This window comes from Chryseobacterium daecheongense (genome assembly GCF_003729955.1).
Taxonomy (GTDB): Bacteria; Bacteroidota; Bacteroidia; order Flavobacteriales; family Weeksellaceae; genus Chryseobacterium; species Chryseobacterium daecheongense.
Genome location: NZ_RJTX01000004.1, coordinates 609,940 through 635,222, shown reverse-complemented (window position 1 = coordinate 635,222; position 25,283 = coordinate 609,940). Strand labels below are relative to the sequence as shown.

At 36.2% G+C, this 25,283-nt stretch carries 27 protein-coding genes; 19 read left to right on the top strand and 8 right to left on the bottom strand.

Going from position 1 to position 25,283, the window contains the following annotated elements; all coding sequences use genetic code 11:
* Nucleotides 1-29: 29 nt before the first annotated feature.
* The 3 genes from EGI05_RS16235 to fabG all read left to right on the top strand — a co-directional run bounded on the left by EGI05_RS16235 (nucleotide 30) and on the right by fabG (nucleotide 3,212).
* Nucleotides 30-1,556, top strand: a complete 1,527-nt coding sequence (locus tag EGI05_RS16235; protein WP_123264070.1) for a ring-infected erythrocyte surface antigen domain-containing protein — start codon at nucleotides 30-32, stop codon at nucleotides 1,554-1,556.
* Nucleotides 1,557-1,558: 2 nt separating this feature from the next.
* On the top strand, nucleotides 1,559-2,233 hold the full coding sequence (rsmI, locus tag EGI05_RS16230; protein WP_123264069.1) for a 16S rRNA (cytidine(1402)-2'-O)-methyltransferase: 675 nt from the start codon (nucleotides 1,559-1,561) through the stop codon (nucleotides 2,231-2,233).
* 235 nt (nucleotides 2,234-2,468) lie between these two features.
* Nucleotides 2,469-3,212 carry a 3-oxoacyl-[acyl-carrier-protein] reductase gene (gene fabG / locus EGI05_RS16225; protein WP_123264068.1) on the top strand — a complete coding sequence of 248 codons (744 nt, stop codon included), beginning with the start codon at nucleotides 2,469-2,471 and terminating at the stop codon, nucleotides 3,210-3,212.
* A 49-nt stretch (nucleotides 3,213-3,261) separates the two neighbouring features.
* Here the strand turns inward: fabG and EGI05_RS16220 are convergent, their stop codons facing one another.
* Both EGI05_RS16220 and EGI05_RS16210 read right to left on the bottom strand, forming a co-directional pair.
* A complete protein-coding gene (locus EGI05_RS16220) occupies nucleotides 3,262-3,831 on the bottom strand; it encodes a DUF1835 domain-containing protein (RefSeq protein WP_123264067.1) in 570 nt (189 codons plus the stop codon).
* Between the two features lie 189 nt (nucleotides 3,832-4,020).
* Nucleotides 4,021-5,061 carry a GMP reductase gene (locus EGI05_RS16210; RefSeq protein ID WP_123264065.1) on the bottom strand — a complete coding sequence of 347 codons (1,041 nt, stop codon included), beginning with the start codon at nucleotides 5,059-5,061 and terminating at the stop codon, nucleotides 4,021-4,023.
* Between the two features lie 71 nt (nucleotides 5,062-5,132).
* Between EGI05_RS16210 and EGI05_RS16205 the strand changes: the two genes are divergently transcribed.
* Genes EGI05_RS16205 through EGI05_RS16195 form a run of 3 tightly spaced genes read left to right on the top strand, consistent with a single transcriptional unit; the run spans nucleotide 5,133 to nucleotide 7,543 of the window.
* Nucleotides 5,133-5,882 (top strand): prolipoprotein diacylglyceryl transferase, encoded by a 750-nt coding sequence (locus EGI05_RS16205; RefSeq protein ID WP_123264064.1) that lies wholly within the window; start codon nucleotides 5,133-5,135, stop codon nucleotides 5,880-5,882.
* 10 nt (nucleotides 5,883-5,892) lie between these two features.
* Entirely contained in the window at nucleotides 5,893-6,129 is a 237-nt protein-coding gene (locus EGI05_RS16200; RefSeq protein ID WP_123264063.1) for a hypothetical protein, read from the top strand.
* Between the two features lie 10 nt (nucleotides 6,130-6,139).
* Nucleotides 6,140-7,543 (top strand): radical SAM protein, encoded by a 1,404-nt coding sequence (locus tag EGI05_RS16195; protein ID WP_123264062.1) that lies wholly within the window; start codon nucleotides 6,140-6,142, stop codon nucleotides 7,541-7,543.
* Between the two features lie 19 nt (nucleotides 7,544-7,562).
* On the opposite strand, the gene EGI05_RS16190 is transcribed toward EGI05_RS16195, so the two are convergent.
* The 3 genes from EGI05_RS16190 to EGI05_RS16180 all read right to left on the bottom strand — a co-directional run bounded on the left by EGI05_RS16190 (nucleotide 7,563) and on the right by EGI05_RS16180 (nucleotide 10,613).
* Nucleotides 7,563-8,228 carry a GNAT family N-acetyltransferase gene (locus EGI05_RS16190; protein WP_123264061.1) on the bottom strand — a complete coding sequence of 222 codons (666 nt, stop codon included), beginning with the start codon at nucleotides 8,226-8,228 and terminating at the stop codon, nucleotides 7,563-7,565.
* Entirely contained in the window at nucleotides 8,209-8,997 is a 789-nt protein-coding gene (gene surE / locus EGI05_RS16185; protein ID WP_123264060.1) for a 5'/3'-nucleotidase SurE, read from the bottom strand. The genes EGI05_RS16190 and surE overlap by 20 nt, the downstream gene beginning before the upstream one ends.
* A gap of 137 nt (nucleotides 8,998-9,134) precedes the next feature.
* Nucleotides 9,135-10,613, bottom strand: coding sequence for a hypothetical protein (locus EGI05_RS16180; protein ID WP_123264059.1), 1,479 nt, complete (start codon nucleotides 10,611-10,613; stop codon nucleotides 9,135-9,137).
* Between the two features lie 285 nt (nucleotides 10,614-10,898).
* Here EGI05_RS16180 and EGI05_RS16175 point away from each other — a divergent pair, with 285 nt between their 5' ends.
* Nucleotides 10,899-13,028: a carboxy terminal-processing peptidase gene (locus tag EGI05_RS16175; protein ID WP_123264058.1), complete on the top strand. Its 2,130-nt coding sequence runs from the start codon at nucleotides 10,899-10,901 to the stop codon at nucleotides 13,026-13,028.
* Between the two features lie 49 nt (nucleotides 13,029-13,077).
* On the opposite strand, the gene EGI05_RS16170 is transcribed toward EGI05_RS16175, so the two are convergent.
* Entirely contained in the window at nucleotides 13,078-13,581 is a 504-nt protein-coding gene (locus tag EGI05_RS16170) for a superoxide dismutase family protein (protein WP_123264057.1), read from the bottom strand.
* 192 nt (nucleotides 13,582-13,773) lie between these two features.
* Between EGI05_RS16170 and EGI05_RS16165 the strand changes: the two genes are divergently transcribed.
* The 10 genes from EGI05_RS16165 to EGI05_RS16120 all read left to right on the top strand — a co-directional run bounded on the left by EGI05_RS16165 (nucleotide 13,774) and on the right by EGI05_RS16120 (nucleotide 22,857).
* Complete coding sequence (locus EGI05_RS16165) at nucleotides 13,774-16,020, top strand: TonB-dependent receptor (protein WP_123264056.1); 2,247 nt, start codon at nucleotides 13,774-13,776, stop codon at nucleotides 16,018-16,020.
* Nucleotides 16,021-16,088: 68 nt separating this feature from the next.
* Entirely contained in the window at nucleotides 16,089-16,733 is a 645-nt protein-coding gene (locus EGI05_RS16160) for a hypothetical protein (RefSeq protein ID WP_123264055.1), read from the top strand.
* Nucleotides 16,734-16,869: 136 nt separating this feature from the next.
* The gene (locus EGI05_RS16155) at nucleotides 16,870-18,186 is read left to right on the top strand and encodes a 2TM domain-containing protein (RefSeq protein ID WP_123264054.1); all 1,317 of its coding nucleotides are present in this window, start codon (nucleotides 16,870-16,872) and stop codon (nucleotides 18,184-18,186) included.
* Between the two features lie 12 nt (nucleotides 18,187-18,198).
* Nucleotides 18,199-18,498 (top strand): 2TM domain-containing protein, encoded by a 300-nt coding sequence (locus tag EGI05_RS16150; RefSeq protein WP_123264053.1) that lies wholly within the window; start codon nucleotides 18,199-18,201, stop codon nucleotides 18,496-18,498.
* Nucleotide 18,499: 1 nt separating this feature from the next.
* Complete coding sequence (locus EGI05_RS16145; RefSeq protein ID WP_123264052.1) at nucleotides 18,500-19,066, top strand: methyltransferase family protein; 567 nt, start codon at nucleotides 18,500-18,502, stop codon at nucleotides 19,064-19,066.
* Between the two features lie 85 nt (nucleotides 19,067-19,151).
* Nucleotides 19,152-20,774, top strand: a complete 1,623-nt coding sequence (locus EGI05_RS16140; protein WP_123264051.1) for a hypothetical protein — start codon at nucleotides 19,152-19,154, stop codon at nucleotides 20,772-20,774.
* A 13-nt stretch (nucleotides 20,775-20,787) separates the two neighbouring features.
* Nucleotides 20,788-21,291 carry a hypothetical protein gene (locus tag EGI05_RS16135; protein WP_123264050.1) on the top strand — a complete coding sequence of 168 codons (504 nt, stop codon included), beginning with the start codon at nucleotides 20,788-20,790 and terminating at the stop codon, nucleotides 21,289-21,291.
* 174 nt (nucleotides 21,292-21,465) lie between these two features.
* Entirely contained in the window at nucleotides 21,466-21,762 is a 297-nt protein-coding gene (locus EGI05_RS16130) for a 2TM domain-containing protein (RefSeq protein WP_123264395.1), read from the top strand.
* A 20-nt stretch (nucleotides 21,763-21,782) separates the two neighbouring features.
* Complete coding sequence (locus EGI05_RS16125; protein WP_123264049.1) at nucleotides 21,783-22,058, top strand: 2TM domain-containing protein; 276 nt, start codon at nucleotides 21,783-21,785, stop codon at nucleotides 22,056-22,058.
* A 55-nt stretch (nucleotides 22,059-22,113) separates the two neighbouring features.
* A complete protein-coding gene (locus tag EGI05_RS16120) occupies nucleotides 22,114-22,857 on the top strand; it encodes a LytR/AlgR family response regulator transcription factor (RefSeq protein WP_123264048.1) in 744 nt (247 codons plus the stop codon).
* Between the two features lie 36 nt (nucleotides 22,858-22,893).
* Here the strand turns inward: EGI05_RS16120 and EGI05_RS16115 are convergent, their stop codons facing one another.
* The gene (locus EGI05_RS16115; RefSeq protein WP_123264047.1) at nucleotides 22,894-23,790 is read right to left on the bottom strand and encodes a hypothetical protein; all 897 of its coding nucleotides are present in this window, start codon (nucleotides 23,788-23,790) and stop codon (nucleotides 22,894-22,896) included.
* Between the two features lie 125 nt (nucleotides 23,791-23,915).
* Here EGI05_RS16115 and EGI05_RS16110 point away from each other — a divergent pair, with 125 nt between their 5' ends.
* Both EGI05_RS16110 and EGI05_RS16105 read left to right on the top strand, forming a co-directional pair.
* Nucleotides 23,916-24,650, top strand: coding sequence for a glycine-rich domain-containing protein (locus EGI05_RS16110; protein ID WP_123264046.1), 735 nt, complete (start codon nucleotides 23,916-23,918; stop codon nucleotides 24,648-24,650).
* A gap of 12 nt (nucleotides 24,651-24,662) precedes the next feature.
* Nucleotides 24,663-25,013 carry a DUF2207 domain-containing protein gene (locus tag EGI05_RS16105; RefSeq protein ID WP_123264045.1) on the top strand — a complete coding sequence of 117 codons (351 nt, stop codon included), beginning with the start codon at nucleotides 24,663-24,665 and terminating at the stop codon, nucleotides 25,011-25,013.
* A gap of 67 nt (nucleotides 25,014-25,080) precedes the next feature.
* Here EGI05_RS16105 and EGI05_RS16100 read toward each other — a convergent pair whose 3' ends face one another.
* The gene (locus tag EGI05_RS16100) at nucleotides 25,081-25,275 is read right to left on the bottom strand and encodes a hypothetical protein (protein WP_123264044.1); all 195 of its coding nucleotides are present in this window, start codon (nucleotides 25,273-25,275) and stop codon (nucleotides 25,081-25,083) included.
* Nucleotides 25,276-25,283: the final 8 nt, after the last annotated feature.

Here is a 25,283-nt window from a genome sequence, read left to right as displayed (position 1 = left end):
AAAGTAAGCAATTTTAACAAGAATCTTATATGCAGAATATCCAAGATTTAAAGGAAAAGATTTTTTTTGAATCCCGGAATATCATTGATATTTTGGAGAAAATCAACAATGTAGACGAATTACTTTCTAAGCAGGATCTTGTAGATGAGCTTGCGAACAGAATCTCTTTTTTGAGATTACTGGAAAAGAATATCGAGTATTTTATCATCGATAATTCATTACAAAATTCAGATAATCAGTTTATTGCTGATCGTCATTCGGAAATTCATGAATCCGGAAATGAGGTTACGGAAGAAGAAGCTATTTTTAATAACGAATTCAATGAAATAGACGAAAATTCTGAAAATATCAGCGGCGAGTCTTTCCAGGACAGGGTTACTGAAGAGGAGGCTATTTTCAATAATCAACTGAACGAGATCGTAGAAAGCGAGTTCCATGAAGGTTTTGTGAACTTGGTCGAACAGAACTCTGAATCTGAAGTGGTTGAAAATACAGAGGCACCTGAAAAAGTCGGAGAAGAGGAAAATGTTTTCATGAACCAGTTAAATGAAATTGATGAAAATGAACCCTCTGATTATCAGGAAAATGTTTTAAGCTTTGTTGATGAAGAAAGAATACTGGCTAATGCCGAACCTGAAAATGATGAAGATATTCATGAAGATATGTTCGTGAATGAAATAACAGAAGAAGAAGCTCTTTTCAACAATCAGCTTAACGAAATAGACGAGTTTGAAAATGAAGTTTCTGATGATCAGGGAAGTAATGAGAGTGATTTTGAAGAGGAAGAGAAAATCCAGGATAATTTTGAATCTGAAGTAAAGCCTGCAGAATATACAGAGACTATTCCAAGTATTTTTGATACGGAAATATTGGAAGATGAAGAAATCCTTGTCGAAGAAACCGAAGATCAATTCATTACTTCGCATGCTGCTATTGAGCAGGGAGAAATGATAACTGAAACCTCTAATGTTGAAAATATCCTGAATGAAATTAAAAATGAAGGTCAGCTAGAAGAAAAGCAGGAGGAAAAGATCATTTCTGAAGATATTGACAGGAGAAAAATTGTTGATATTGACAGACCCATGCCGGAAACAGAGAAAGAAAAACCGGCTTCTGATGAAAGCTTTGAAAATTTAGATGCTTATCAGCAGGAAAGAAAAATAAGATTAGCTAATATCAAAGGGTTAAAAGTTGTTCAAACCTTATTTGATGATGATCCATTGGAAAGAGAAATTCCTAAGGAAGAAAAGCCGGAACCCATCGTAAAAGAAGAAACGGGAAGTATCTTAAAAACCAATATTCCTACAGATTATATGGAAGCTGAAAAAGCAAAACCGGAGTTCAGACTGGATCTGAATGACAGGATTGCTTTCTCAAAAGTACTATTTGGTGGAAGCCAATCGGAGCTTAATGAAACAGTAACGATATTGAACAGTTTCAAAACTCTTGATGAGGCAAAAGAGTATCTAAGTGAGCTTTACTATGAGAAAAACTGGAAAAAAGTAGATGAATATGCTCAAAGATTGTGGGTGTTGGTAGAAAATAAATTCTTATAATTTTGAGCGGTATTCTTTATTTTGTTCCTACACCTGTAGGGAACCTGGAAGATATGACCTTCAGAGCGGTACATGTTCTGAAAGAGGTAGATTATATTTTGTGTGAGGATACAAGAACCTCAGGGATACTTTTAAAGCATTTTGAGATTTCAAAACCATTAAAATCTTATCATTTACACAACGAACATCAGGCGACTGAAAAAGTGATTGCTGATCTCAAAAATGGCCAAAATGTTGCCCTTATTACGGATGCAGGAACTCCTGGTATTTCAGATCCGGGGTATTTACTGGCTAAGGCTGGAGCAGATCATCAGATCGAAATGATCTGTCTGCCGGGAGCAACAGCTTTTGTTCCGGCACTGGTGGTGTCCGGATTACCTAATAATGAATTTCTATTTGCTGGTTTTCTTCCACAAAAGAAAGGAAGACAGACCAAACTGAAACAACTTGCGGAAGAGAAAAAAACAATCGTTCTTTATGAAAGTCCGCATAAGATCAATACAACCTTAGAACAGATCAAGGAATTCTTTGGAGAAAATACAAAAGTGAGCTTGAGCAGAGAAATTTCCAAAAAATTTGAGGAAACCAAGAGAGGCACAATCAATGAATTGATTGAATTTTCCAAAAGCAAAACTTTAAAAGGAGAGATTGTTCTGATTGTTAACAATTCCATATAATAATCCCAGGATTTTTTCTACTTTATTCTTTACTTTGAAATTTGGTAGATTACAAAGTTTTAGTGCTATTCTATGAAAGTGAAAATGCATAAAAATGAAGTAATTTGATGATTTAAAATGTATTGAATAGTAAATTATAATATCTTTGCGGTTTATTATCTATTTTTAGAGATACAAAAACACCAATAACACTAAGGATTAAATGAATGAAACAGGGAAATAATAATTAATAAATATGAAAATACTAGAAGGAAAAGTAGCGTTAATTACCGGAGCTACAAGAGGAATCGGAAGAGGAATTGCTGAAGTTTTTGCTCAACAGGGAGCGAAAATAGCATTCACTTATGTAGGTTCTGTTGACAAAGCAAAAGAATTAGAAGCAACTTTAAGTTCTGTAACTCAAATTAAAGGTTACCAATCAGATGCATCGGATTATGATGCGGCTCAAAAATTAGTAGAAGAAGTAATGGCTGAGTTTGGCCAGATTGATATTCTGATCAACAATGCAGGAATTACAAGAGATAATTTATTGCTGAGAATGTCTAAAGAAGATTGGGATACTATTATTAAAGTAAATTTAGATTCTGTATTCAATCTTACAAAAGCGGTGATCAAGCCGATGATGAAAGCAAGATCAGGATCTATTATCAATATGACATCCGTAGTTGGAATCAGTGGAAATGGAGGGCAGGCTAACTATGCTGCTTCTAAAGCTGGAGTTATCGGGTTTACTAAATCTGTAGCGTTGGAATTAGGTTCAAGAAATATCCGTTGTAATGCTATTGCTCCTGGGTTTATCGAAACTGAAATGACAGCATCTCTTGATGAAAAAACACTTCAGGCCTGGAGAGACGGAATCCCAATGAAGAGAGGTGGACAACCTGAGGATATTGCCAATGCATGTGTATTCTTAGGAAGTGAAATGGGTTCTTATATTACAGGTCAAGTCCTGAATGTTGACGGAGGAATGTTAACATAAGAAATAACTGAACTATTATAAACAAAAAAACCGTCGCTAGACGGTTTTTTTATTGTTTTAAGACTTTATCATACATTTTCTTTACCTGAAGATCACCATATCCGTACATCCCGAATTTCTGCTGAAATTTTTCAAATATTTGCTTAAAATCCTTCAGACCATCATCCATTAACTTCTTTACATATACTTCAGGATTTGTGGAAGTCTTATTTTCCGGAAAAGTATTGAAATAAGCTTCAATTATTTCTTTCAGCAGATTAAAACACTTTGATTGTGTTTCAGACAGAAGGGTCAAACTGTTTTTGTCCTGATTTTGATAGGCTTTCCAAAGATTTACACCCAATTCAATATCTTTTTCTTCTAATTTAACTCTTGATTGTAGAGATTTTTCCAGCTCTTCATTGCTTGATCTTGAAAATCCCTTCCAGTGATCTTCATTTTCTGAAATCGCCGGAAAAACCCTGAAAATCTTGATATTCTTATTTCCTGACAATAAGTAAAGACAGAACCACATATTGGTTTGACAGAAAAGATCATCTTCAAACCAGAGATTGACTTCAGCGCTTTCAGGAATATTCAATATTTTCTGAAACTCAGCAACTGTTTTTTCGTAATACACTTCTTTGTTGATTCCATAATCTTGTGAAATGAATTGAGCTCTTAATTTCCAAATCTTCTAAAGAATTGGCTTTTATATCACCGGAAATTAAAGCTTCGCGGCAAATAATCACCCCGCCTTTAATTGAAGTTTCCTTTAATTGTTCAGCAAGGCAATCACCATTGAGTATATGAAATATTTTTTCCAAAATTAATCTTTAAAAATTTGGTTTTCCTGCTCCTGAACGCGGATGAAAGTCGTTCTTTTGGATAGTTCTTTAAGCTTGGATGCTCCTACATAAGTACAAGTGGAACGAACTCCCCCTAAAATGTCCTTTACAGTTTCTGAAACAGGACCTTTATAAGCTACTTTCACCGTTTTACCTTCGGAAGCCCTATATTCAGCAACACCACCTGAATGCTTATCCATAGCTGTTTTGGAGCTCATTCCATAAAAGAGACGGAATTTCTTGCCATTTTCTTCGATTATTTCACCTCCACTTTCATCGTGTCCGGCAAACATTCCGCCAAGCATCACGAAATCTGCTCCGCCTCCGAAAGCTTTGGCAACATCTCCGGGAACTTTACACCCCCCATCTGCAATAATATGTCCCCCCAAACCATGAGCGGCATCCGCACACTCAATAATAGCCGAAAGTTGTGGATAACCAACTCCTGTTTTTACACGGGTTGTGCATACAGAACCAGGCCCAATTCCAACTTTGATGATATCTGCGCCTACCAAAAGAAGCTCTTCCACCATTTCTCCGGTAACAACATTTCCTGCCATGATGATTTTATCCGGAAAATTGGCCCTTGCTTTCTTCACAAATCCTACAAAATGCTCAGAATATCCATTGGCTACATCGATGCAGAGAAACTCGATTTTTGGATGCTTTTCGAGGATTTGTCTTATTTTTTCCTCATCGGTTTTCCCCGTTCCAGTGCTTAAGGCAATATATTGATGAATGCTTTCCGGCTGGCTTTGTAAAAACTGACTCCATTCTTCTACTGAATAATGTTTGTGAACCGCTGTAATGATCTTATCTTTAGCCAGTTCTACAGCCATTTCAAATGTTCCTACTGTGTCCATATTGGCAGCAATAATGGGGGTTCCCTTCCATTTTTTCTTGGTATGACGAAAAGTGAATTCTCTTTCCAGATCAACTTCGGAACGGGATTTTAAAGTGGAACGTTTAGGGCGGAACATTACATCCTTGAACCCCAGTTTTATATCATATTCTATTCGCATTTTGGATAATTGATTAAATTGTTTATCAAATAAAATTAGCAAATAATCTTAAATGTATTACTTTTGAAAGGATGGATTTTCCAGTTACTTTTCAAATATTCGGCAAAACGGTTCTGGCGCACCCTGTTTTTGAAACACTGGGAATATTTCTCGGCATGCGTTTTTATTATTATGGCAAAAGAAAGTCTGCTGAAAAGCTTTCTTTCAATACTTCTGCGGCAGTAATCATAGGAGCAACAGCCGGAGCACTTTTTGGCTCTAAGCTCATTGGAAATCTTGAAAACCCTTTTGCCTTATTTGAAAACTTTTCTTTGAAAGAAATCTGGTCCAATAATACGATTGTCGGAGGACTTGCTTTTGGACTCATTGGAGTAGAACTGGCCAAAAAGATCGTAGGACACAAAGAAAGCACGGGGGATTTAATCGTTTTTCCATTAATATTTGCCATCATTATAGGAAGGATAGGTTGCTTTCTCACAGGTGTTTATGAAGAAACCTATGGAATTCCCACAGACTCTGTTTTTGGAATGCATCTGGGAGACAAGTATTGGAGACATCCTGTTGCATTGTATGAAATAGTATTTCTAATTATTCTTTGGATATTCTTGAAAATTCTTGCCAAGAAAAGAAAATACCCTTCGGGATTTTTGTTTCAGATCTTTATGTTGAGCTATTTTACATTTAGGTTTTTCCTTGATTTTATTAAACCGAGAGTAGAGATCATTGGAAGTTTGGGAACCATTCAATTGGTATGTATTTGTATAATTATTTATTACATTTATAAAATTAAAAATAGGGAACCATTATTTCGATCATATTAAAATATTAAAAATGAGACTATTAACACTTTTGGAAGTAGGTGATTTGGGAGCGTTAGTCGTGATAATCATTCTGACCATGTTATTTATCGGGTTGGCTGTTTCGGCAGTAGTGGCCGTTATTGCTAAAATCATCTATGAATGGAATAACGACAGGAAATTTTCCAGGAAACAGTTCATACAAACGATGGTGATCAGTCTATTGGTCTGTGGTCTCATTAGCGGATACATTTGTGGAGGAGGCCTTTAAAAATTGAACTATGCCAGTAAGAAATTATACCTACTACGATTATACAATCAGTCTTTGCCCGGAATGCTTAAAAAGAGTAGGAGCGAAGATCATTATAGAGGATGAAGCTGTTTTCATGACAAAAAGATGTCCTGATCATGGATTTTTCAAAACAAAAATAGCGTCCGACGTTCAGTATTATAAAAACATCAGAAACTACAATAAAGCTTCGGAAATACCTTTACATTTTGGAACGGATGTAGAATATGGCTGTCCTTATGATTGCGGGTTATGTGTAGATCATGAACAGCATAGCTGCCTTTCCATTGTTGAGGTTACAGACCGCTGTAACTTAACCTGTCCTACTTGTTATGCCATGTCGTCTCCTCATTATGGGAGTCATAGAAGCCTGAAGGAAATAGAAGCGATGTTTGATATCATAGTGAAAAATGAAGGGGAGCCGGATGTTGTTCAGATCAGTGGCGGAGAGCCAACGATTCATCCTGAATTTTTCAAGATCATGGATATTGCAAAATCGAAGCCGATCAAACATTTAATGCTGAATACAAATGGAGTGAGAATTGCCAATGACCCCGGTTTTGCGGAAAAATTAGCTACCTATGCCCCGGAATTTGAGATTTATCTTCAGTTTGATTCGTTTAAGCCAGAGGTTTTGGAAGATTTCAGGGGAAAAGATCTCACTGACGTCCGGATGAAGGCTTTAGAAAAATTAAACGCTCTTAATCTTTCCACAACACTTGTAGTGGTATTGCAGCAAGGAAAAAACATAGATGAGATAGGAAAGATCATCGAATTTGCCCTGAAACAGAAATGTGTACGAGGAATTACATTTCAGCCGGTAGAAATAGCCGGAAGAAACCGTGAAGATTCTGCACTTGAAAAAATTACCTTAACGGAAGTACGCCAGGAAATTCTCAACCAGTTTCCGCTACTAAACGGAGATGATATTATCCCGGTTCCTTGTAATCCGGATGCTTTGGCAATGGGATACATACTGAAAATTGAAGGTGAAACGATTCCTTTAACACGATATATCAATCCGGCTGATTTACTGAACAATGAATCCAGGAATACTATTGTTTATGAGCAGGACAAAGGACTTCATATGCAGCTTCTGGATATTTTCAGTACAGGCATTTCGGTAGATCAAGTAAAGCCTAAAGTAAACCAATTATTGTGTTGTTTGCCGGAAGTTTGTGCACCGGATCTGGATTATGATAACCTGTTCCGGATTATCATTATGAATTTCATGGACGCCCATGATTTTGATGTAAGGGCGGTCAAAAAGTCTTGTGTTCATATTGTAAATAAAGACTTGAAGCTGATTCCTTTTGAAACAATGAATCTGTTTTACAGGGATGATAAAATCAAATATTTGGAAGAGCTCAGAAAAGAGGATAAAGTATTATTCTAATATAACAATGGGGCGAAGATTATTTCTTGACGCCCCATAAATTTATTTTACCTCTATGAGCAAAACCTAATTTCTCATAGAGCTTTTTTGCTCCAAAATTGCTTTCCGCTACATGCAGAAATGGCGTTTTGCCATCATCAAAGATTTTACCTGAGACAAAGGTTACAAGCTGTTTGGCAAATCCTTTCCCAAAATAATCGGAATCTGTGATTACGGCACTTACTTCCGTCATATCATTCATCTGCATTCTTTCGCCAGTGACGGCAACAAGCTTATTATCTTTAAATATCCCAAAATAACGACCTAATTCAGGTGTTCTGTTCTTAAAATAATGAGGATAGAACTTTTTTACAAAAGCTAATAATTCTTCTTGATTTTCATCAGTTAAAAGAACAATATTTTCCGTAATATCTGCATCAATCCTGTTTTCCAAAACATATTGGTCACACACAAGCTGGGATAAATCCGTCTTGAAACTTCCAAGCTCCGGCTTTGCTCCGAATACAAGAAAATCATCACAGATCTTAGCGTATTCAGCGATATCTTTCTCTTGGGCAACATTGAGGGATCCTCCAAAAGTAGCGACTTCAGGATGGTAAAACTTAGAATTCCCAAAATGTAAGCAAAACTTTTGATGAAATTCATTAAGTGAGTGATAGATAGGATTATCTAACTTCCCGTACATTGTCAAAAGTCATTACTTCCTCCAATTGCTTCATGTATTCATAAGCCGTTAAATCGAACTTTACAGGAACAATGGAAATGTACCCATTCGCCAAAGCAGTTTCATCAGCATCTTCAGATTCATCCATATTGTTGAAATATCCTGTTAACCAGTAATATTTTTTCCCATGTGGATTCACTCTTTCATCGAAGCTCTCTTCCCATTTCGCATGAGCCTGTTTGCAGACTTTGATTCCTTTTATTTCTTCAGCACTTAGTTTAGGAATATTTACATTTAGAACAATTCCTTTCGGCATTGGGTTTTCTAAAGTTCTTCTAACGATCGTCTGAATATATTCTTTTGCCTGAGTAAAGTCTGCCTCCCAGCTGAAATCAAGCAAAGAAAATCCAATTGCAGGAAGTCCTTCCACTCCGGCTTCCACCGCAGCAGACATGGTTCCGGAATAAATTACGTTGATAGAAGAATTAGCTCCGTGATTGATGCCCGAAACAACAATATCCGGTCTTCTTGGTAAAATTTTATCAAGAGCCATTTTTACACAGTCAACAGGTGTTCCGCTGCAAGAAAAATCTCTTTGCGGACCATCCAGATGAACCTCTTCAAAACTTAGGGTAGAGTTGATGGTAATGGCATGACCTTTTCCACTTTGAGGAGAGTTCGGTGCTACTACCACAACTTCTCCGATTTCATTCATAAAACTTATAAGATTTCTGATTCCCGGTGCAGTAATTCCATCATCATTGGTAACCAGAATAAGTGGTCTTTCCATAAAAAAAATAATTTTAACAAATATACGATGTATATTGTTCATATTCATTCAAATATATGGATTAAAATTTTTTTACATCCATAAATGAGCCCGGAAATTTCCGGGCTCATTTATGGGATATCTAAAATAAAACAGAGTTAGGGACATCCGTATATCGTTTGTTTGAAGCTTCCATTTATTCCATCCGAGGTTCCGACTTCATGCTGAACAGTAAAATATGACAAGGCTGCAGTTGCATAAGTATTAGTATTATACATTCCCATATGTTTTTCCATTCTTTTCTGATTCGTATTTGATTTACATTCATACTCTACAGGCAAATAAATGGGGTCTATACAAAAATTGGAATTGTAGGGAAGGGTGAAATTTCCCTGATATAGTTTTCCTTCTACAAATTTTACACAAAGTGTTGTACTCTTATCCTTTCTTCTGTTCCAGTTACCATTACTGTCAATATGATGTAATTCCGTCCACCCTGCAATGGAAGATCTGTTTCCGCCAAAAGGAAAGGGGCTCCAGTTATAGTAATCTACCTTACCCCGTAATACATTGGACGAATTAATAACCATATCCTGTAATCCTCCTCTTGCATCTGTTGTACAAGACTGATCCATTGATCTCACATATACGGAATAGGTTTGTATAACATTCCATGCATTTCCTCCGGAATTATAAGGACTTATTGATTTTACCTTTACAGTAGGATGATATGTTGTGTTTGTGGCTGGATATGTGTGTTCAACAACAGGCAAAACATATTGATTTGGAAGGAGCAGAAATTCAACAGCAGCATTTGTACCATCATTAAACTCAATTCTGTACCTTGCCTGCTGCGGAACGGATAGACGACTTAATGTAAAACCTTCAAATCTTACCTTTCCCGGATTGCCACAAACAAAATTTTCATAAACAGTACCGCTTAATCTAAATATTTGTAGAGGAATTGGAGTGCCTCGTGTTCCTTTTGCATCAGCAAAATCAATTGTTCCAAATTCCCTTTTGGCAATTTTAGGAGATGTCACTGAAATAACTTCTCTTGCAGGATCCAGCTGAATGATATCCTCTAACGAAGGATTATCCCCAAGTGCCTCTACCTTTTTCAATACATCCGTACGATCTGCTTTCACGGATGCTATAAACTCAGGATTGATATATTTTAAGACATAGTTTCCCACTTTTACTTCCCTATTTACGTTTAAAATGGAACGTAGGATATTGGAAGTGATCCAGTGTTCTTCAGGGATGTCTTTATAGGACGGCCAGCCGATAGCATTTTGCTGCTCGAATTTGGCCAAGGCATCTGCTCTTAAAGAATTCAAACCCAAAACCTGTTCAATCTCTAATAAGTAATCATCTTCACTCATCTGCTCATCAGAAGTAGCAGTTACATTAACAAGATAATCATAATAACAATTGAATTGTTGTTCATCCGAAAATTCCAACATCCCATTATACAAACCAGGGCTGGAGCAAGGTAAAGAAACCTTCGATGAAATGTTTTTTAATAGTAATTCACGGTCTTCTTTTTTGCTGTTTTGAAGTTCTTCTTGACAGCTCCAGAAAAAAAATAGAGAACATAGTAAAATCAAATACTGTTTTTTGAAAGATTGTAGCATACATTAATATTTGTTTAAAAATAATTTTTGAGGATATGAGAAACAATCAAGATTTGTTAAGTGTGGTATTATAGTAATTAAATGAAATAGAAATCGGATTAACTGTATTTTGCAGATCAAAAGAAAAAGAAAATAATTACATTTTGCCTCTTTTAACAAAAAATGCTCAAAAGTATTCGATAATTGTAAATAAGGTATTAAATTTGATAGTTTGTAACAGTCATTAGATTGTTACTACTAATTGCAATAATAATTTAAAAAGAATTTAATAAATACAGACAGTTTATGTGGAAAAACTTTAAACTAAATAAATTTTTACTCCTTATTCCATTAACAAGTCTTATGTTTTGCTTCAACTCGCCTAAGAATGACGATGAAAAAATGCAGACGATAATGGTGAGCGTAAAAAACACACTTTCTTACCTTCATTACAGCCCGAAACCTATCAATGATGCTTATTCCAAAGATGTTTATAAGCATTATTTCGAATTGGTGGATCCGGCAAAAAGATACTTTCTTCAGTCCGATATGGATGAATTCAGCAAGCATGAAACCAAGCTTGACGACTATCTGAACGTAGGAGATCTTACTTTCTATAAACTTACAATAGACAGATTGTACCAAAGAGTTGATGAGATAGATAAAATCACTCAGGAGATTTTCAGCAAGCCGATCAATCTTGAAGAAGATGAAACATTAACTCTTGAGCCGAAACTTAAAAAGGCTCCTGCTACAAAACAGGAGCAGTATAACGAGTGGAGAAAGTTCATTAAATACAATATCCTTCAGGAAATTGAATCAATGAACAGTAAGGAGGAAGCCCAAAAAGAGAAAAAAGACTCTGTTCAGAAATATAAGCTTAAAGATACCATTAAGCTTCAAATTCTAACCCCTGAACAAAAAAGAGTAAAAGCAACCGATGAGGTAAAAGATCTTGTTAAAGAAACATTTACAAGATTTAAGAAGAGAAAGAAAATGGATTGGTTCACCGTGTATATGAATGCATATACGGAAGTTTTCGATCCTCACACCAATTATTATTCTCCAAAAGATAAAGAAGATTTTGATACCAATTTCACAGGAAAAGTAATTGGAATCGGAGCCATCATTCAGGAGAAAAAAGGAAACCTTTACTTAGGAGCTTTAACAATTGGAGCCCCTGCATGGAAATCCAAACAGCTTTCAGAGGGAGATAAGATCTTAAAAGTAAAGTCTAAGCCAAAAGAAGATGCCGTAAATGTAGTAGGAATGCTTTCTGATGAAGCTGTAAGACTGATCAGAGGAGAGAAAGGAACTCCGGTAACGTTAACCGTCCAGAAAAAAGACGGAACCATCAAAGATGTAACAATGATCCGTGAAGAAGTGGCTATTGAGGATACTTTTGCAAGAAGTATTGTTGTAAATACTCCAAATGGTAAAAGATATGGATTTATTAACCTGCCAAGCTTCAATGCAGATTTTGAAGATTCTAAAGGAAGGAATGCTTCGGATGATATTAAAAATGAGATCATTAAGCTTAAATCTCAAAATATTGAAGGAATTGTTTTAGACCTTAGAAATAATGGAGGAGGGTCTTTAACGGAAGTAGGTGATATCATGGGACTTTTCATGAATGCAGGGCCTTATGTACAGGTAAAAGACGGTAATGGTAAAATCCAGACCTTAAAAAATAAAAATGAAGCTCCGATATGGACAGGACCATTGGTTATTATGCAGAACGAGCTTTCCGCTTCCGCTTCTGAGATCCTTGCAGGAGCAATGCAGGATTACGGGAGAGCAATGGTAATCGGTTCTCCACAATCATTCGGAAAAGGAACCGTACAGACATTTGTGGATCTTAACAGATTCCTAAATACAGAAGACGATTTCGGTTCTTTAAAATTGACGATCCAGAAGTTCTACAGAATTACAGGTGAATCTACCCAGAGAAAAGGAATTGTTTCCGACATTCAGATGAAAGACTTCTTTACGTATGCTGAAATCGGAGAAAGATATGATGACTTTGCTTTGGCATGGGATAAAATTCCTAGCACCAAATTTGAAAAGCTTAGCTATTTCGATATTAAGGCTCTGGAAAAAGCAAGTGCAGACAGAATGGCTAAAAATTCAAACTATCAGTTACTGTTAGAATCTGCTCAATGGAGAGAAAACCTGGATAAAGAAGAAAGCATTACATTGAACATCAATAAATTCAATGAGCTGATGAAGCAAAGAAAAGCTCAGATCGAAAAATTCAAAGCGTTGAGTAAATTTGAAAACGGACTTCAGTTCACCATGTACCCTGGCGAAATAGAAAGAGAGAAAAAAGACGAAGCCTTCAAAAAGAAATCGGAAATCTGGGTTAAAAACCTTAAAAAAGATTCCTACCTTCAGGAAGCAATGAATATTCTTACAGATATGAAAGCAAAATCATAAAATAAAAAAACCGCTAGAAATAGCGGTTTTTTTATTTGTAAGTGAAGAATTATTTAATTTCAACACATCCCACTCTTCCTCCGGCGTTTCCGGTTGGCTGAGTGTGAAAATCGTCTGCTGCGGCATGAACGATAAGACCTTTTCCGATGATATTTTTAGACTCATCAGTACAGCCAAGACACCATTTATCCGTCTTGAAAGTCAGTGTTGCATTTCCGCTCTGGTCAGCAACTAAGTTTCCGATATCTCCCATATGGAAATGTTCGGCACCCCATTTTCCATGATCATCTTTTGCCGGATTCCAGTGTCCTCCCGTTGAGGTTCCGTCAGCAGCAGAACAATCTCCTTTTTCGTGAATGTGCACGGCATGGATACCCGGAGTAAGGTTGGTAACATTAAGAGTCATTACTACCTCATTTCCTTTTTCCGTAAACTTCGCCGTTCCTCCCGTTTGAGTACCGCTCTTAGCGTTGATGGAGTACGTTTTTGTTGTTCCGCAAGAAACAGCAAATAAGGCACATCCTGCTAATAATGCTAATGTTTGTCCTTTCATTGTAAATGATTTTAAGTGATTTTTTTTTAAAAGTCTTATAAATTTAAAAAAGATTTTCAAAATGCTTTATGATTTCAGGTCTTTTTTATGTTAAATGGTTTTTACGGTTCAGTGAAGGAATTTTACAATTCAGGCAGAAAAAATTGAACCAAAGTTAATTTTCATCTTATTTTTGACGGCAAATTAATCACCATGAAAACACAAGGACAAAGATTCCTGCTTCTGATCGCTTTTCTCACATTTGCCTGGAGCTACTCCCAAGTGAAGATTACCGGAAAAGTAAGTTATAAAAATAAAGGAGTAGGAGAAGTAAATGTGACATTAAAAGACACCTATGACGGAGCCACTACAGATGCCAGCGGGAATTTCTCTTTTGAGACTTCGGAAAAAGGAAATCACCTCCTGACCTTTACTCATCCCAATTATATCGATGTTGAAAAACCAATTGTTATTGAAAATCAAGATGTTTCCGTCAATATTGAACTGAAAGAGCAGATCAATGAAATCAATGCCGTTGTAGTTTCTGCCGGTTCTATTGAAGCTAGTGATAAAAAAAGAGCAACCGCATTATTAACCCCCATAGACATTTACACAACGGCTGGAGCAGACGGACAGATTTCTTCCGCATTAAATTTCCTTCCGGGCGTGCAGAAAGTTGGCGAGACGGAAGGCCTTTTCATCCGTGGTGGAACAGGCACAGAATCTAAAATCTTTATGGACGGAAGTCTAATTAATAATTATTTTTCAAATTCCGTTCCGGGAATTGCCGGAAGAGACAGATTCAATACATCTCTTTTTAAAGGAAATGTTTTTTCCAGTGGCGGATATTCCGCATTATACGGGCAGGCTCTTTCTGGGGCTTTAATGTTGGAAAGTGTTGACCTTCCGGATCAAAGCTCTTATGATTTCGGGATTTCTCCCATCTTTTTGAGCGCAGGATTTCAAAGATTAAGTGAGGATAAAAACCATTCTTATGGAGCTACTTTGGGATATTCTATGCTGAATGTGATGCAGGAAGTTTTTAACTTCAACACAGATTTTATTGATGCTCCTCAAGGCTTAAATGGAGACCTCAATTTCAGGATTAAAACAAAATCCGGTGGTTTTTTTAAATATTACGGGATGTATGACAGCAATAAGATGGGTGTGAAAACGGAAAGCCTGGAGCCGGAAGATTATGATTTTTCCCTGGTGAGGCTAAAAGGGAAGAATACCTATCACAACTTGTCTTTCAGACAAAAATTCGGCAAATATTTGCTGAATGCCGGGACATCTTATTCATTCAACAGGTCTGATCTTAACTTTTCAACAGAAACAGCAGATATAGAATCCGATAAAACACGCTTGCTGACAGATGGTAATTATATCAATTTCAAAACGGTTTTAGAAAGAAAGGTAAACAAAATCAGTGCGGTAAGAGGAGGAATTGAATTAAACAGTGCCGATGAAAAGCTGAATTTTGAAGAAGTGAAAAAGCACTATAAAGATCTCATCTCCTCTGTGTTTGTAGAAACGGATTTAGGTTTCAGCAACCAGTTATCAGCCAAAATCGGAGTAAGAGCAGAGCATTCTTCTTACCTTGGAAAAAGTAATATTGCGCCCCGTTTTGCGTTGGCATACCGTTTAAGCCAGGATTGGACAACTTCTTTTGCTTACGGGCTTTTTTACCAGAATCCGGAAAGTAAATACATCAACGGACCAGCAAGCTTGGATTTTCAAAAGGCACAACACTATATTTTCCAGTTGCAACGCGCTTCAGAAGGGAGGAGCTTAAGATTCGAAGCTTTTTATAAAAAATATGATCAGCTGGTTAAATTCAAAAATCTTGAATATGTTGATAATCAGAATCAATATGTACAAACCGCAGATAATAATAACGGATATGGCTTTGCGAAAGGACTGGAGGTTTTCTGGAGAGATAAAAAAACATTTCAAAATATAGATTACTGGATCAGTTACTCTTTCCTCGATTCAAAAAGAGATTTCATGAATTATCCGGTAAGCTTAAAGCCCAACTTTGCTTCAGAGCATACTATTTCGGCGGTTGCCAAAAGATTCGTCCCGGAGTGGAAGGCAGGAATCAATCTTTCGTACACGTATGCAAAAGGACGCCCTTATTATGACATTGCTTCACAAAATATGAATGGACAAACAGTAAATTATATCCGACACGAAGGAAGATTAAAAGATTATAATGCCTTAAACGTAAGCTTTAATTATTTGCCTAATCTCGGGAAAAAGGATGCCAAAGCATTTACTGTTTTCGTATTGAGTATTTCCAATGTTTTAGGATCCAAGAATGTGTACGGATATAATTTTTCTATGGACGGAACAAGAAATTCCGCAGTAGTACCTCCGGTTAACACGTTTGTTTTTGTAGGAGCGTTTATCAGCTTTGGTGTAGATAAAACACAGGATGCAATCAATAATAATTTATAAACCAATCAATAATTTTAATAATTTCACGACCAACAAGAACTACAATTAAACATTAAAAATTTAAAATAATGAAAAAGTATCTATTAAGTTTTGCTCTGATTTTGTGTAGCTTAACTTCTTTCGCCCAGACGACGTACGAAAAAATAATGACCGAAAAAATTGCCAAGCTGGAAGCCTGCAAAACGCCGGAAGAATTCCAGACATTGGCTAATGATTTCCAGAGAATTTCAGAAAAAGAAAAAGATAAATGGCAACCGCTTTATTATGCTGCTTTTTCATTCATCCAGAAAGGAAGAGTACAAATGAGAGAGGGTAAAATGCAGGAACTGGATATTACTGCGGACCAGGCAATGAAATACTTGACTTCTGCAGAGAGCCTTGCAGATAATGCTGAAATCCATTTGTTGAAAAAAATGGCTTATTCGTTAAGGATGATGGTAAACCCAGCCCAAAGATATATGACGGATGGTGCAAAAGCATCTACCGAACTTACAGCAGCAGAAAAACTAGACCCGGATAATCCTAGAATTGCGCTGATCAAAGCTGAAGATATGTACTTCACTCCGGAACAGTACGGTGGAAGCAAAACAAAAGGATTAGAAATGTTTAAGCTTGCTTTGGAAAAATTCAATGCTTATAAGCCGAAAACAGCTCTTGATCCGAATTGGGGGAAATCTGAAGCTGAATATTTTATCAGCCAGCCGGTAAAATAAGATCAATAATGAAATATTAAACCTTCCGGATCATGGGAGGTTTTTTTATGCAATTCAGTTGATAAAATGTACCATTCGGTAAGAAATAATTTTTGGTACCTTTAAGATCAGCTAAATTTGAGCCAGAAAATAACCCATGAAACGTAAAGACTTCATCATATTACTTTGGATATCGCTGGGAACATCTTTGTTTTTCTTTCTGTTTTTTACAGATGAACACAGTCTGAAAAGCTTTATGCTTACCCTGCTAATTTCATCCATGTATTCTTTTCTCATAGGAATAGGAAATGGTTTTATTAACGATTTTCTCAATAAAAAATTTCCATGGTCTGAAGCAACTACAAAAAGAGCAATCGTAAGTATTGCGTGCATTCTTGTTGCCAATTTCATCATCGTCTATTTCTGTAACTATATGAACTTTGTGGTCTTCCAGAAAAATGCTACTACAGAACAGTTTTTTTCAGGAAAATACAATTTCACCAATTGGTTCATGGTCAATATTGCCCTATTGATCTCTGCTTTTCTTCATGCGAAAGGATTCATGGAAGAATTGAAGAAAACTTCCAGAAAAGAAGTCGTGGAACAGAAGCTGATCGCTAAATCTGCGAATGCTCAGTTTGAAACGTTGAAAAACCAGCTGGATCCCCATTTTCTTTTTAATTCATTGAACGTATTAAGCTCATTAATTGATGAAAACCCGAAACAGGCTCAAAAGTTTACCGCTTCAATGTCAAAGATTTATCGATATGTACTTGAACAAAAAGATAAAGAGCTTGTAACCGTAGAGGACGAAATGGAATTTGCCAAAACGTATTGTGAACTGTTGAAAACAAGATTTGAAAACAGCGTGGATTTTATCTTTGATGTTCAAAAAGAAGACTACAGAAGATACGTGGTTCCACTTTCCCTTCAGCTGTTATTGGAAAACTGTATCAAGCACAACTTTGCAACATCTTCAAAACCGTTGGTTATTAAGGTTTTCTCTGAAAATGATACATTATGCATTGAAAATAACCTTCAGGTAAGAGAACAAATGAAAGAAAGTGCAGGAATAGGATTGGCTAATATTGTGCAACGGTATTCTTTGCTTACAAAGCGAAACGTTTTTATTGAAAAGTCAGAAGATTATTTTAAAGTAAAGCTTCCGATATTGATGGAAAAGCCTAATGTTATCAGTGCACAGCCTAATGATAATGATGCGGCCTATGAAAAAGCCCAGAAGAGGGTAAAAGAAATTAAAAGCTTCTACAGCAACCTGATTTCCTATTGTATTATCATCCCGTTTTTGGCCATCATCAACCTCACGACTTCTCCTAAAAATATCTGGTTTTATTTTCCGATGCTGGGATGGGGAATAGGATTGGTTGCTCACGGAATGAGTGTTTTTGCCATAGGAAAAAATTGGGAAGACAAAAAGATCAGGGAAATTTTAGAAAAACAAAACAAACAATAAAATACTACAGCCATGGAAAATATTAATGAAAATGATATCCGCTACAAAGAAGCGGCGAGAAGGGTAAAAAGAATAAAAAACTTCTACGTTTTTACCTTCATTTATTTTGCCGTCAATCTATTTATCCTGTTTCTGAATTATAAAGAGCTGGAGCCCGGGGAAACCATTTGGAAAGTTGAATATTTCGTTCTTCCCTTCTTTTGGGGAATAGGCTTGGTAGGTTATGCATTGAGTGTTTTTTTGCCGGGATTCATCCTGGGAAATAAATGGGAAGAAAAAAAGATCAAAGAATTGATGGATAAAAACAAATGAAATGGAAACGCTGAATATTGTATTTTATATTTCAATGGCCGCCTGGTTGCTGAGTGAGATCATTTATAAAAGAAAGCTGAGGTCGGAAGATAAAGACAAAAAAAAAGATAACTCAACGCTCAATATCTTATGGATCGTTATTATTTTGTCCGTTGCGAGCGCGGTTAGTGTTTCTTATATTTTTGAGCTTCCGATTACGGATAAAACCTGGATCTTCTATATAGGAGAGGCTTTTGTTCTTTTAGGAATTGTTTTTAGACTGATTATCATCCGGTCTTTAGGAAAATATTTCACCGTTGATGTTGCTATAAGAGAAAATCACAGAATAAAAAAAGAAGGCTTTTATAAGTATTTGAGACATCCTTCTTATGCTTTTTCACTGCTTACCTTTCTTGGTTTGGGATTATTCCTTAATAATTGGCTTTCTCTTGTTCTCGCATTGATCCCATCTTTTTTGGCTTTCAATTATAGGATGAAGGTGGAAGAGCGTGCTCTCATTGAGGAATTCGGTGATGAATATATCCAATATCAGAGAAATACAAAAAGAATTCTCCCATTTCTTTATTGATTTTTTATTAAAAAATTAAATATTTTAGAAAAAATGTAAAAATATATTATTTAAAATTGTAGTTTTGCAAAAAAACAAAACAACGATGAATTTTTGCAAAATTATTTCGCTACTATCGGTATGCGCGATTCTGCCTGCGTATGCCCAATCTCCCGGAGGAATCAATTCAGGATTAGTTATATGGATGAAAGCCGAAACAGGCTGGACGGCCGCTACCTGGACAAACCAATCAACAACACCATTATTTGCGGGTATTTCTCAACTAAACGTTGGTGGAACAACAGCGCCTGCTAAAATTAACAATGCAGGATTTAACTTCAATGATGCCATACAGTTTACTGCAGGGGCAGGAAATGTTACTGGAATAGCTTATTCTACAACCAACACTTATTCCACAACCAATTTTTATGGAGGAAGTACAGCAGCCACTAAGAACGTTACTTATTTTGGAGTTTCCAACAGTGCCAATTTTGACCTTTTTTCGAATTTCTGGTCGAATATGACTACCGGACAATGTGGAGCGAACAGATGTAATTCCGGCTTTCGTACAAACAGTGTCCAGTTTGGGAATGCGACACAGGCGATTGTTTACCCTGCAACTTCTAGAAATAATATCGGAGTGGGCAGGAGAGTAAGCAGTACCAACAGGAGTAGTTTTATCAATGGGATTGAGACCAACTCAACGGCGTCAGATACCTTTAATGATCAGGGGAATTATGCATTCAGTATCGGTTATTGGCCTGTATTTTTTGCCAATTATGCTATTCCGGAAATTCTATGGTATAACAGGAATCTGTCGAATGTGGAAATAAACAGGGTAAATTCATATTTAGCCCTTAAATATGGAACTACTCTTACGCAGACTACGGCTCAGAATTATACTGCCGGAGATGGCACCACTGTATACTGGGATAATCCTTCCGCAAACGTTGGAGGAGCTTTTATTTACAATATTTTTGGGATCGGGAGAGACGATGCTTCCGGACTTCATCAGAGAATTTCCAATTCTGCAAATAATTCCGGAACCACTACAACTTCTGGATCGTATCTTACTATTTCTACAAATAATAATTTTACAGCTTCCAATACATCGGCCAATCATACAGATATTTCAGCCAACAATAATTATTTGATGATTTCTGATAATGGAGGTGCATTGAATACTTATTCTACTGCAATTTCCGGAATCCCCAATATTCAAAGAAGCAACCGTATCTGGCAAGCTCAGAAAACAGGTTCAGCAATAGGCTGTGTATATTATCAATTTAATTCTATTACCAATCCTACGGCTAATCAAAGGTATTATTTAATTGCAGCAGATAATCCAACTTTTACAACCAATGTCTCTATTAAAGAGATTTCAGTTTCCGGAGGTACAGCCACAATACAGGTCAACCAGAACGCAGGAACATCCAATTATTTCACGATAGGACTTTGGGACAATACAAATATTGCTGATGTTGCCGATACTCCTTTTGGGATTGATCTTACCAAGACTTCCGGATGGAAACCGACCTCCAAAAACGGTTATATGCAAATCAATTCTGTCGGAAAATCTTTAGTATTAACCAGAGTAGCCTCTACAGCGGCGATTACTTCTCCTATTGAAGGAATGCTGATTTTTGATACTTCGGATAATACAACGAAGGTATATAACGGAACTGCATGGAGGGCATTAGGAATTATCTTTAACAGATTTTGCAATTAAAAAAACTATTCAGATGAAAAAATATATTATCACATTTAATTTAGCTTTAATTTTCAGCTTTTTTATTCAAATAAACGCACAAGTTGCTATTGGAAAAACAAGTGTTGACGGTTCCGGGATTCTGGATTTTGGAACCAGTACGACAACCATCAGAACAATTGTTATTAACCCGATCAATTTACCAACATGTGATGCGACGACTAAAGGAGCTATTGCCAGCAATGCTTCTACAGGACAGCTCGCTACATGTAACGGAACGGCATGGACGAATAATGGTGCTTCAACAACATCAGTTGCCGTTACTGGAACGGATTCAGGAAGCGGAGTGATTATCGGGGCAACATCTTCAGCAGCCACAGGAGCTTTGATCCTGGAGTCGCCAAGTAAAGCGCTTATTCTTCCCAAATATTCTTATCCGGATCTTCAGATCAAGCTTCCTACAAGAGGAGCATTGGTATATGATACAACCCGCAAAGCAGTAGTGTACTATAATGGTACTACTTGGCAATATTTTTAGAAATTAGTTCATACAAATTATGTTTTCATGGTAATTCCTGGTTCAATTGAATCAGGAATTTTGCTATTCAGGATTCATTTTCTACCATTCGGTAAGATAAAATTGATTGGAGGTATTTTCATGGAGTACATTTGTCTCAAGAAAACTCAACAAATTAATTTTAAAACAGATAATATGGAAACTACATCATTCAACAAAGAAACCTTAGCTTACGAAAAAGCAACAAGAAGAGTAAAAGAATTAAAAGGATTTTATGGAAACCTGACTTCTTACTGTCTGGTGATTCCTTTTCTATTCATTCTGAATCTTTTGACATCTCCTGATCATTTATGGTTTTACTGGCCAATGTTGGGATGGGGTATAGGACTTACGGCACATGCCATTAATGTTTTCGGGATCGGAAAAGACTGGGAAGAGAAAAAAATCAAAGAATTGATGGAAAAAGAAAAAGAAAATAACAAAACAATTTAATAACTTAAAATATCAAAACCATGGAATATAATCAGGCATACGAAAGAGTGAACCAGCTTAAGAAATTTTATAAAAGCCTTTTATGGTTCGGGATCATTACAGTATTTGTATTCGGCAATAAATTGTTTAAAAATGGAGAAATAGAAATCTCATTCTTCAGCGGATCCATTTTTTTAATGATTTGGGCGATCATTTTAACGGTAAAAGCAGTAAAATTATTCATTTTTAATTCCGAATGGGAAAGAAAAACGTTAGAACAAGAACTTAAAAAGGATAAAAAACCAATAAACTTTTAAATATCCGCTGGCTTTTATTTATTTTTATTCCGTTTTTATTAAAAAACTATAACCAATGATCAAAACTGTAATTATTGAAGATGAAAAACCTGCTTCAAGGAAATTGGAAAGAATGCTGAGTGATTTCCCTGAAATACAGATTGTTGCTAAAATAGAATCTGTGGAAGAAGGAGTAGAGTGGTTTTCACAAAATGAGCATCCACAGCTTATCTTTTCGGATATTGTTCTGGGGGACGGGCTTTCTTTCGATATCTTCGAAAAAGTCCCTACTAAAGGATTCATCATTTATACCACCGCATTCGATCAATATACCCTGAAAGCCTTCAAATTAAACAGTATTGATTATTTATTAAAGCCCATTCTGGAAGAAGACCTTTCGGGAGCTATTGAGAAGTTTAAATCATTTATTCCTTCAGATAACTCTGTCAGCTCACAGGAAATTAAGGAATTAATTAAAAAAGACAAGACCACACTTTCCAGGATCCTGGTGAAAATTGGCTATAATCTGAAGATCATTCAGACTCATGAAGTAAGCTGTTTTTTCAGTGAAAACAAGATTGTTTACCTCCAAACACAGGAAAGGAGTTATCCTTCAGATTTTACATTGGATGAATTGGAAGATGTGCTGGATGAGAAGAAATTTTTCCGTGTCAACAGGCAGTTCATCATCCATGCAGATTACATTAAAAATATTCATACTTCACCCTATTACAAAGTTGATCTTGAATTTCAACCACAGGAAGAAATTACCGTAAGCAGAGACCGGGTGAAAGATTTTAAGGAATGGTTGATAAGTTAATCCGGGTTGCTGGATTCGGGATAACGAACCACGTAACTACTTATAATCAATCCTGTTAGCTTCGGTATCTTCAAGCTGTTTTACAATAGATGCCGGAATTTCATCACTGTCAATTGGGAAGCTGATGGAATCGGGGACAAAGTTTTTTCTGTCCGCTTTTTGAAAAATTTCGAACAGAGCGATCGGCTCTTGATTAAAACTGATACATGTACTTATAAAATGCAATTCATGGAGCTTGTATTCTGGGTTCTTAAGTTTTTCTTTGATATCTTTTATCCTTGAAATAAAATGTCTTTGGCGGATAAATGTATTGCTGTTCATAATAATGAACACATAATCTGAATAGGCTGTTACTTTTCCAAAATACTTGTGATGGTCTCCACCGCTTCTTTCTATATAATATTCCCCTGAAGTTTCAGACTTATAGATTTCCATGGCAGAACGCCATATCCGGTCATCCTTGGCTTCTAGAGGATTATCCGGCAAATTCCTGTTGTAAGAATACCAGCAACCGACCAACCTGTCTAAAAGGGCTGTATTCTGCTTGGCATTATCCAAATCAATCCGCAAATCGTTAAAGTTGAATGCTCCAGTGTGTGAGTTAATGAAATCAATATAATTCGTATATCCTAACACTTTGACGATCAGACTTAATTTGGCAAGGTTGGGCTTGCTCAAAACCGCATTTTCGTTAAGGTAATATTTCTTTAGTTTATTGATTATCAAATGTTCATAGAGATAGTTGCTGCCTATGAGATCGGCTTCTTTTTTTATACCCTTATCCATCTGATCCTGAAGGATGAGATCATTGAGCTCTGCTACAATGTAAGACCACTCTGTTTTTGTAACGTCTTCCCAATGATTCTTTTTTAAAAAATGGAGGCTTAAGAAATTCATCAATTTCTCTAAATGCAGGATATCTTCTTTTTTCATAGTTCTTAATTTTATAAGACTAATTTAAGTCTTTTTTAATTCCAAAAAAGATTTCTGTAAGACTTTTATATTGTAAAATCAATGGAGATTTGATAAGAAAAAACAATAACATTAAATCAAAGAATATGGAAACAACGATGATATTAAAAAACGAATCGCTTTGGAACAGGATCTGGCAGTTCTCATTAGACGCTCCTGATGCTGATTTTCCTTTCTCAAAAAAGCTTGCAAAAGAAGAAAACTGGACTTTAGAATTTACTAAAAGAGCAATTGAAGAGTATAAAAAGTTTATTTATCTCTGCTGTATTCTGCCTAAAGGAGCTTCTCCGAGTGAAATCGTAGATAAAGTATGGCATATGCACCTTATTTATACTCAAAATTACTGGGAAGAATTCTGCCCGAATATTTTACAAAGGAAACTACATCACCATCCTTCAAAAGGAGGTAGTACAGAAAAGGAAAAACATCAGAACTGGTTTGCGGATACCTTAGAAAATTACCGAGAGATATTTCAACAGGAAGCTCCCGCTGAAATATGGAATGCACAGAAAGAAAAACCCAAAGCAAAATCCTGGCTGAAAAGAATGGCTGTCTTCTCACCTTTACTTGTATTACTTTTACTGTACTCATGCACTGAGGGTGATGGCTTTATGGGATTGATGGTCATAGCTGTTGTATTTGTGATCATTTTTATTTTCGGTGTAATTGGGGCGATAGTAGGAGATAGCAATGCCTCTGATTTTCACAAACAGGATAAACGGAACAATGATGCCGGAGGAAGCTGTAGCGGAGGTGGCTCAAGTTGCGGTGGAGGAGGATGCGGCGGAGGATGCGGGGGTTGCGGAGGATGTGGCGGCTAAACAATATAGGATATGAAAAGTTCAATATCTCACTCAGTTTCAATAGGAATTAGTATGTGTTGGCTGGTTACCGAACATCACATGTACAATCCTATTTTGTTAAAGGGACCTGATTTTTTAGCATTTTATCTGATACTGATCATCACGTTTTATCTTTCCATTTTTATGTTGAGGCTTATCAAAGAAAGTATTTCAGGTGTTACCTCTTTCTTTATGATCCTTATTCTTGGAGTAGGAATCGTAAAGCTGATAAGAGGGTTGATGCTGGGAAAACCGATTGGGTTTCTGATCATCATTTTAATAGCGGAAGTATTTGTTAGTTTGTTTATTATGTCAATAAAAGTAAAGGATAAGTTGAGATGATTTTTACATTCAATAAATAACCCGAAACAAGAATGCTTCGGGTTTATTAGTTAAAAAAGTTGTTTTTTTAATCCTCTTCTAAGGTTTTACTGTATCTGTTGATAACTGCAACAATGATGGCCAGAAGAAGAATGCTTTGTGCAATACCCGGGCTCTTAAAATGTGCAATGATCTTATAAAGATTAAATCCTAAAAGGAATGCGGCCAGTAAAATCACAATAAGGCCGGCTTGTACGGAATAATTTTTTAACGAAGTTTTCATTATGTTTT

Excerpts from the sequence above, each read along its gene's own strand:
- EGI05_RS16235 (WP_123264070.1), top strand. The coding sequence starts at position 30 with ATGCAGAATATCCAAGATTTAAAGGAAAAGATTTTTTTTGAATCCCGG.
- fabG (WP_123264068.1), top strand. The coding sequence starts at position 2,469 with ATGAAAATACTAGAAGGAAAAGTAGCGTTAATTACCGGAGCTACAAGA.
- EGI05_RS16210 (WP_123264065.1), bottom strand. The coding sequence starts at position 5,061 with ATGCGAATAGAATATGATATAAAACTGGGGTTCAAGGATGTAATGTTC.
- EGI05_RS16205 (WP_123264064.1), top strand. The coding sequence starts at position 5,133 with ATGGATTTTCCAGTTACTTTTCAAATATTCGGCAAAACGGTTCTGGCG.
- EGI05_RS16200 (WP_123264063.1), top strand. The coding sequence starts at position 5,893 with ATGAGACTATTAACACTTTTGGAAGTAGGTGATTTGGGAGCGTTAGTC.
- EGI05_RS16195 (WP_123264062.1), top strand. The coding sequence starts at position 6,140 with ATGCCAGTAAGAAATTATACCTACTACGATTATACAATCAGTCTTTGC.
- EGI05_RS16190 (WP_123264061.1), bottom strand. The coding sequence starts at position 8,228 with ATGTACGGGAAGTTAGATAATCCTATCTATCACTCACTTAATGAATTT.
- surE (WP_123264060.1), bottom strand. The coding sequence starts at position 8,997 with ATGGAAAGACCACTTATTCTGGTTACCAATGATGATGGAATTACTGCA.
- EGI05_RS16180 (WP_123264059.1), bottom strand. The coding sequence starts at position 10,613 with ATGCTACAATCTTTCAAAAAACAGTATTTGATTTTACTATGTTCTCTA.
- EGI05_RS16175 (WP_123264058.1), top strand. The coding sequence starts at position 10,899 with ATGTGGAAAAACTTTAAACTAAATAAATTTTTACTCCTTATTCCATTA.
- EGI05_RS16170 (WP_123264057.1), bottom strand. The coding sequence starts at position 13,581 with ATGAAAGGACAAACATTAGCATTATTAGCAGGATGTGCCTTATTTGCT.
- EGI05_RS16165 (WP_123264056.1), top strand. The coding sequence starts at position 13,774 with ATGAAAACACAAGGACAAAGATTCCTGCTTCTGATCGCTTTTCTCACA.
- EGI05_RS16160 (WP_123264055.1), top strand. The coding sequence starts at position 16,089 with ATGAAAAAGTATCTATTAAGTTTTGCTCTGATTTTGTGTAGCTTAACT.
- EGI05_RS16155 (WP_123264054.1), top strand. The coding sequence starts at position 16,870 with ATGAAACGTAAAGACTTCATCATATTACTTTGGATATCGCTGGGAACA.
- EGI05_RS16150 (WP_123264053.1), top strand. The coding sequence starts at position 18,199 with ATGGAAAATATTAATGAAAATGATATCCGCTACAAAGAAGCGGCGAGA.
- EGI05_RS16145 (WP_123264052.1), top strand. The coding sequence starts at position 18,500 with ATGGAAACGCTGAATATTGTATTTTATATTTCAATGGCCGCCTGGTTG.
- EGI05_RS16140 (WP_123264051.1), top strand. The coding sequence starts at position 19,152 with ATGAATTTTTGCAAAATTATTTCGCTACTATCGGTATGCGCGATTCTG.
- EGI05_RS16135 (WP_123264050.1), top strand. The coding sequence starts at position 20,788 with ATGAAAAAATATATTATCACATTTAATTTAGCTTTAATTTTCAGCTTT.
- EGI05_RS16130 (WP_123264395.1), top strand. The coding sequence starts at position 21,466 with ATGGAAACTACATCATTCAACAAAGAAACCTTAGCTTACGAAAAAGCA.
- EGI05_RS16125 (WP_123264049.1), top strand. The coding sequence starts at position 21,783 with ATGGAATATAATCAGGCATACGAAAGAGTGAACCAGCTTAAGAAATTT.
- EGI05_RS16120 (WP_123264048.1), top strand. The coding sequence starts at position 22,114 with ATGATCAAAACTGTAATTATTGAAGATGAAAAACCTGCTTCAAGGAAA.
- EGI05_RS16115 (WP_123264047.1), bottom strand. The coding sequence starts at position 23,790 with ATGAAAAAAGAAGATATCCTGCATTTAGAGAAATTGATGAATTTCTTA.
- EGI05_RS16110 (WP_123264046.1), top strand. The coding sequence starts at position 23,916 with ATGGAAACAACGATGATATTAAAAAACGAATCGCTTTGGAACAGGATC.
- EGI05_RS16105 (WP_123264045.1), top strand. The coding sequence starts at position 24,663 with ATGAAAAGTTCAATATCTCACTCAGTTTCAATAGGAATTAGTATGTGT.
- EGI05_RS16100 (WP_123264044.1), bottom strand. The coding sequence starts at position 25,275 with ATGAAAACTTCGTTAAAAAATTATTCCGTACAAGCCGGCCTTATTGTG.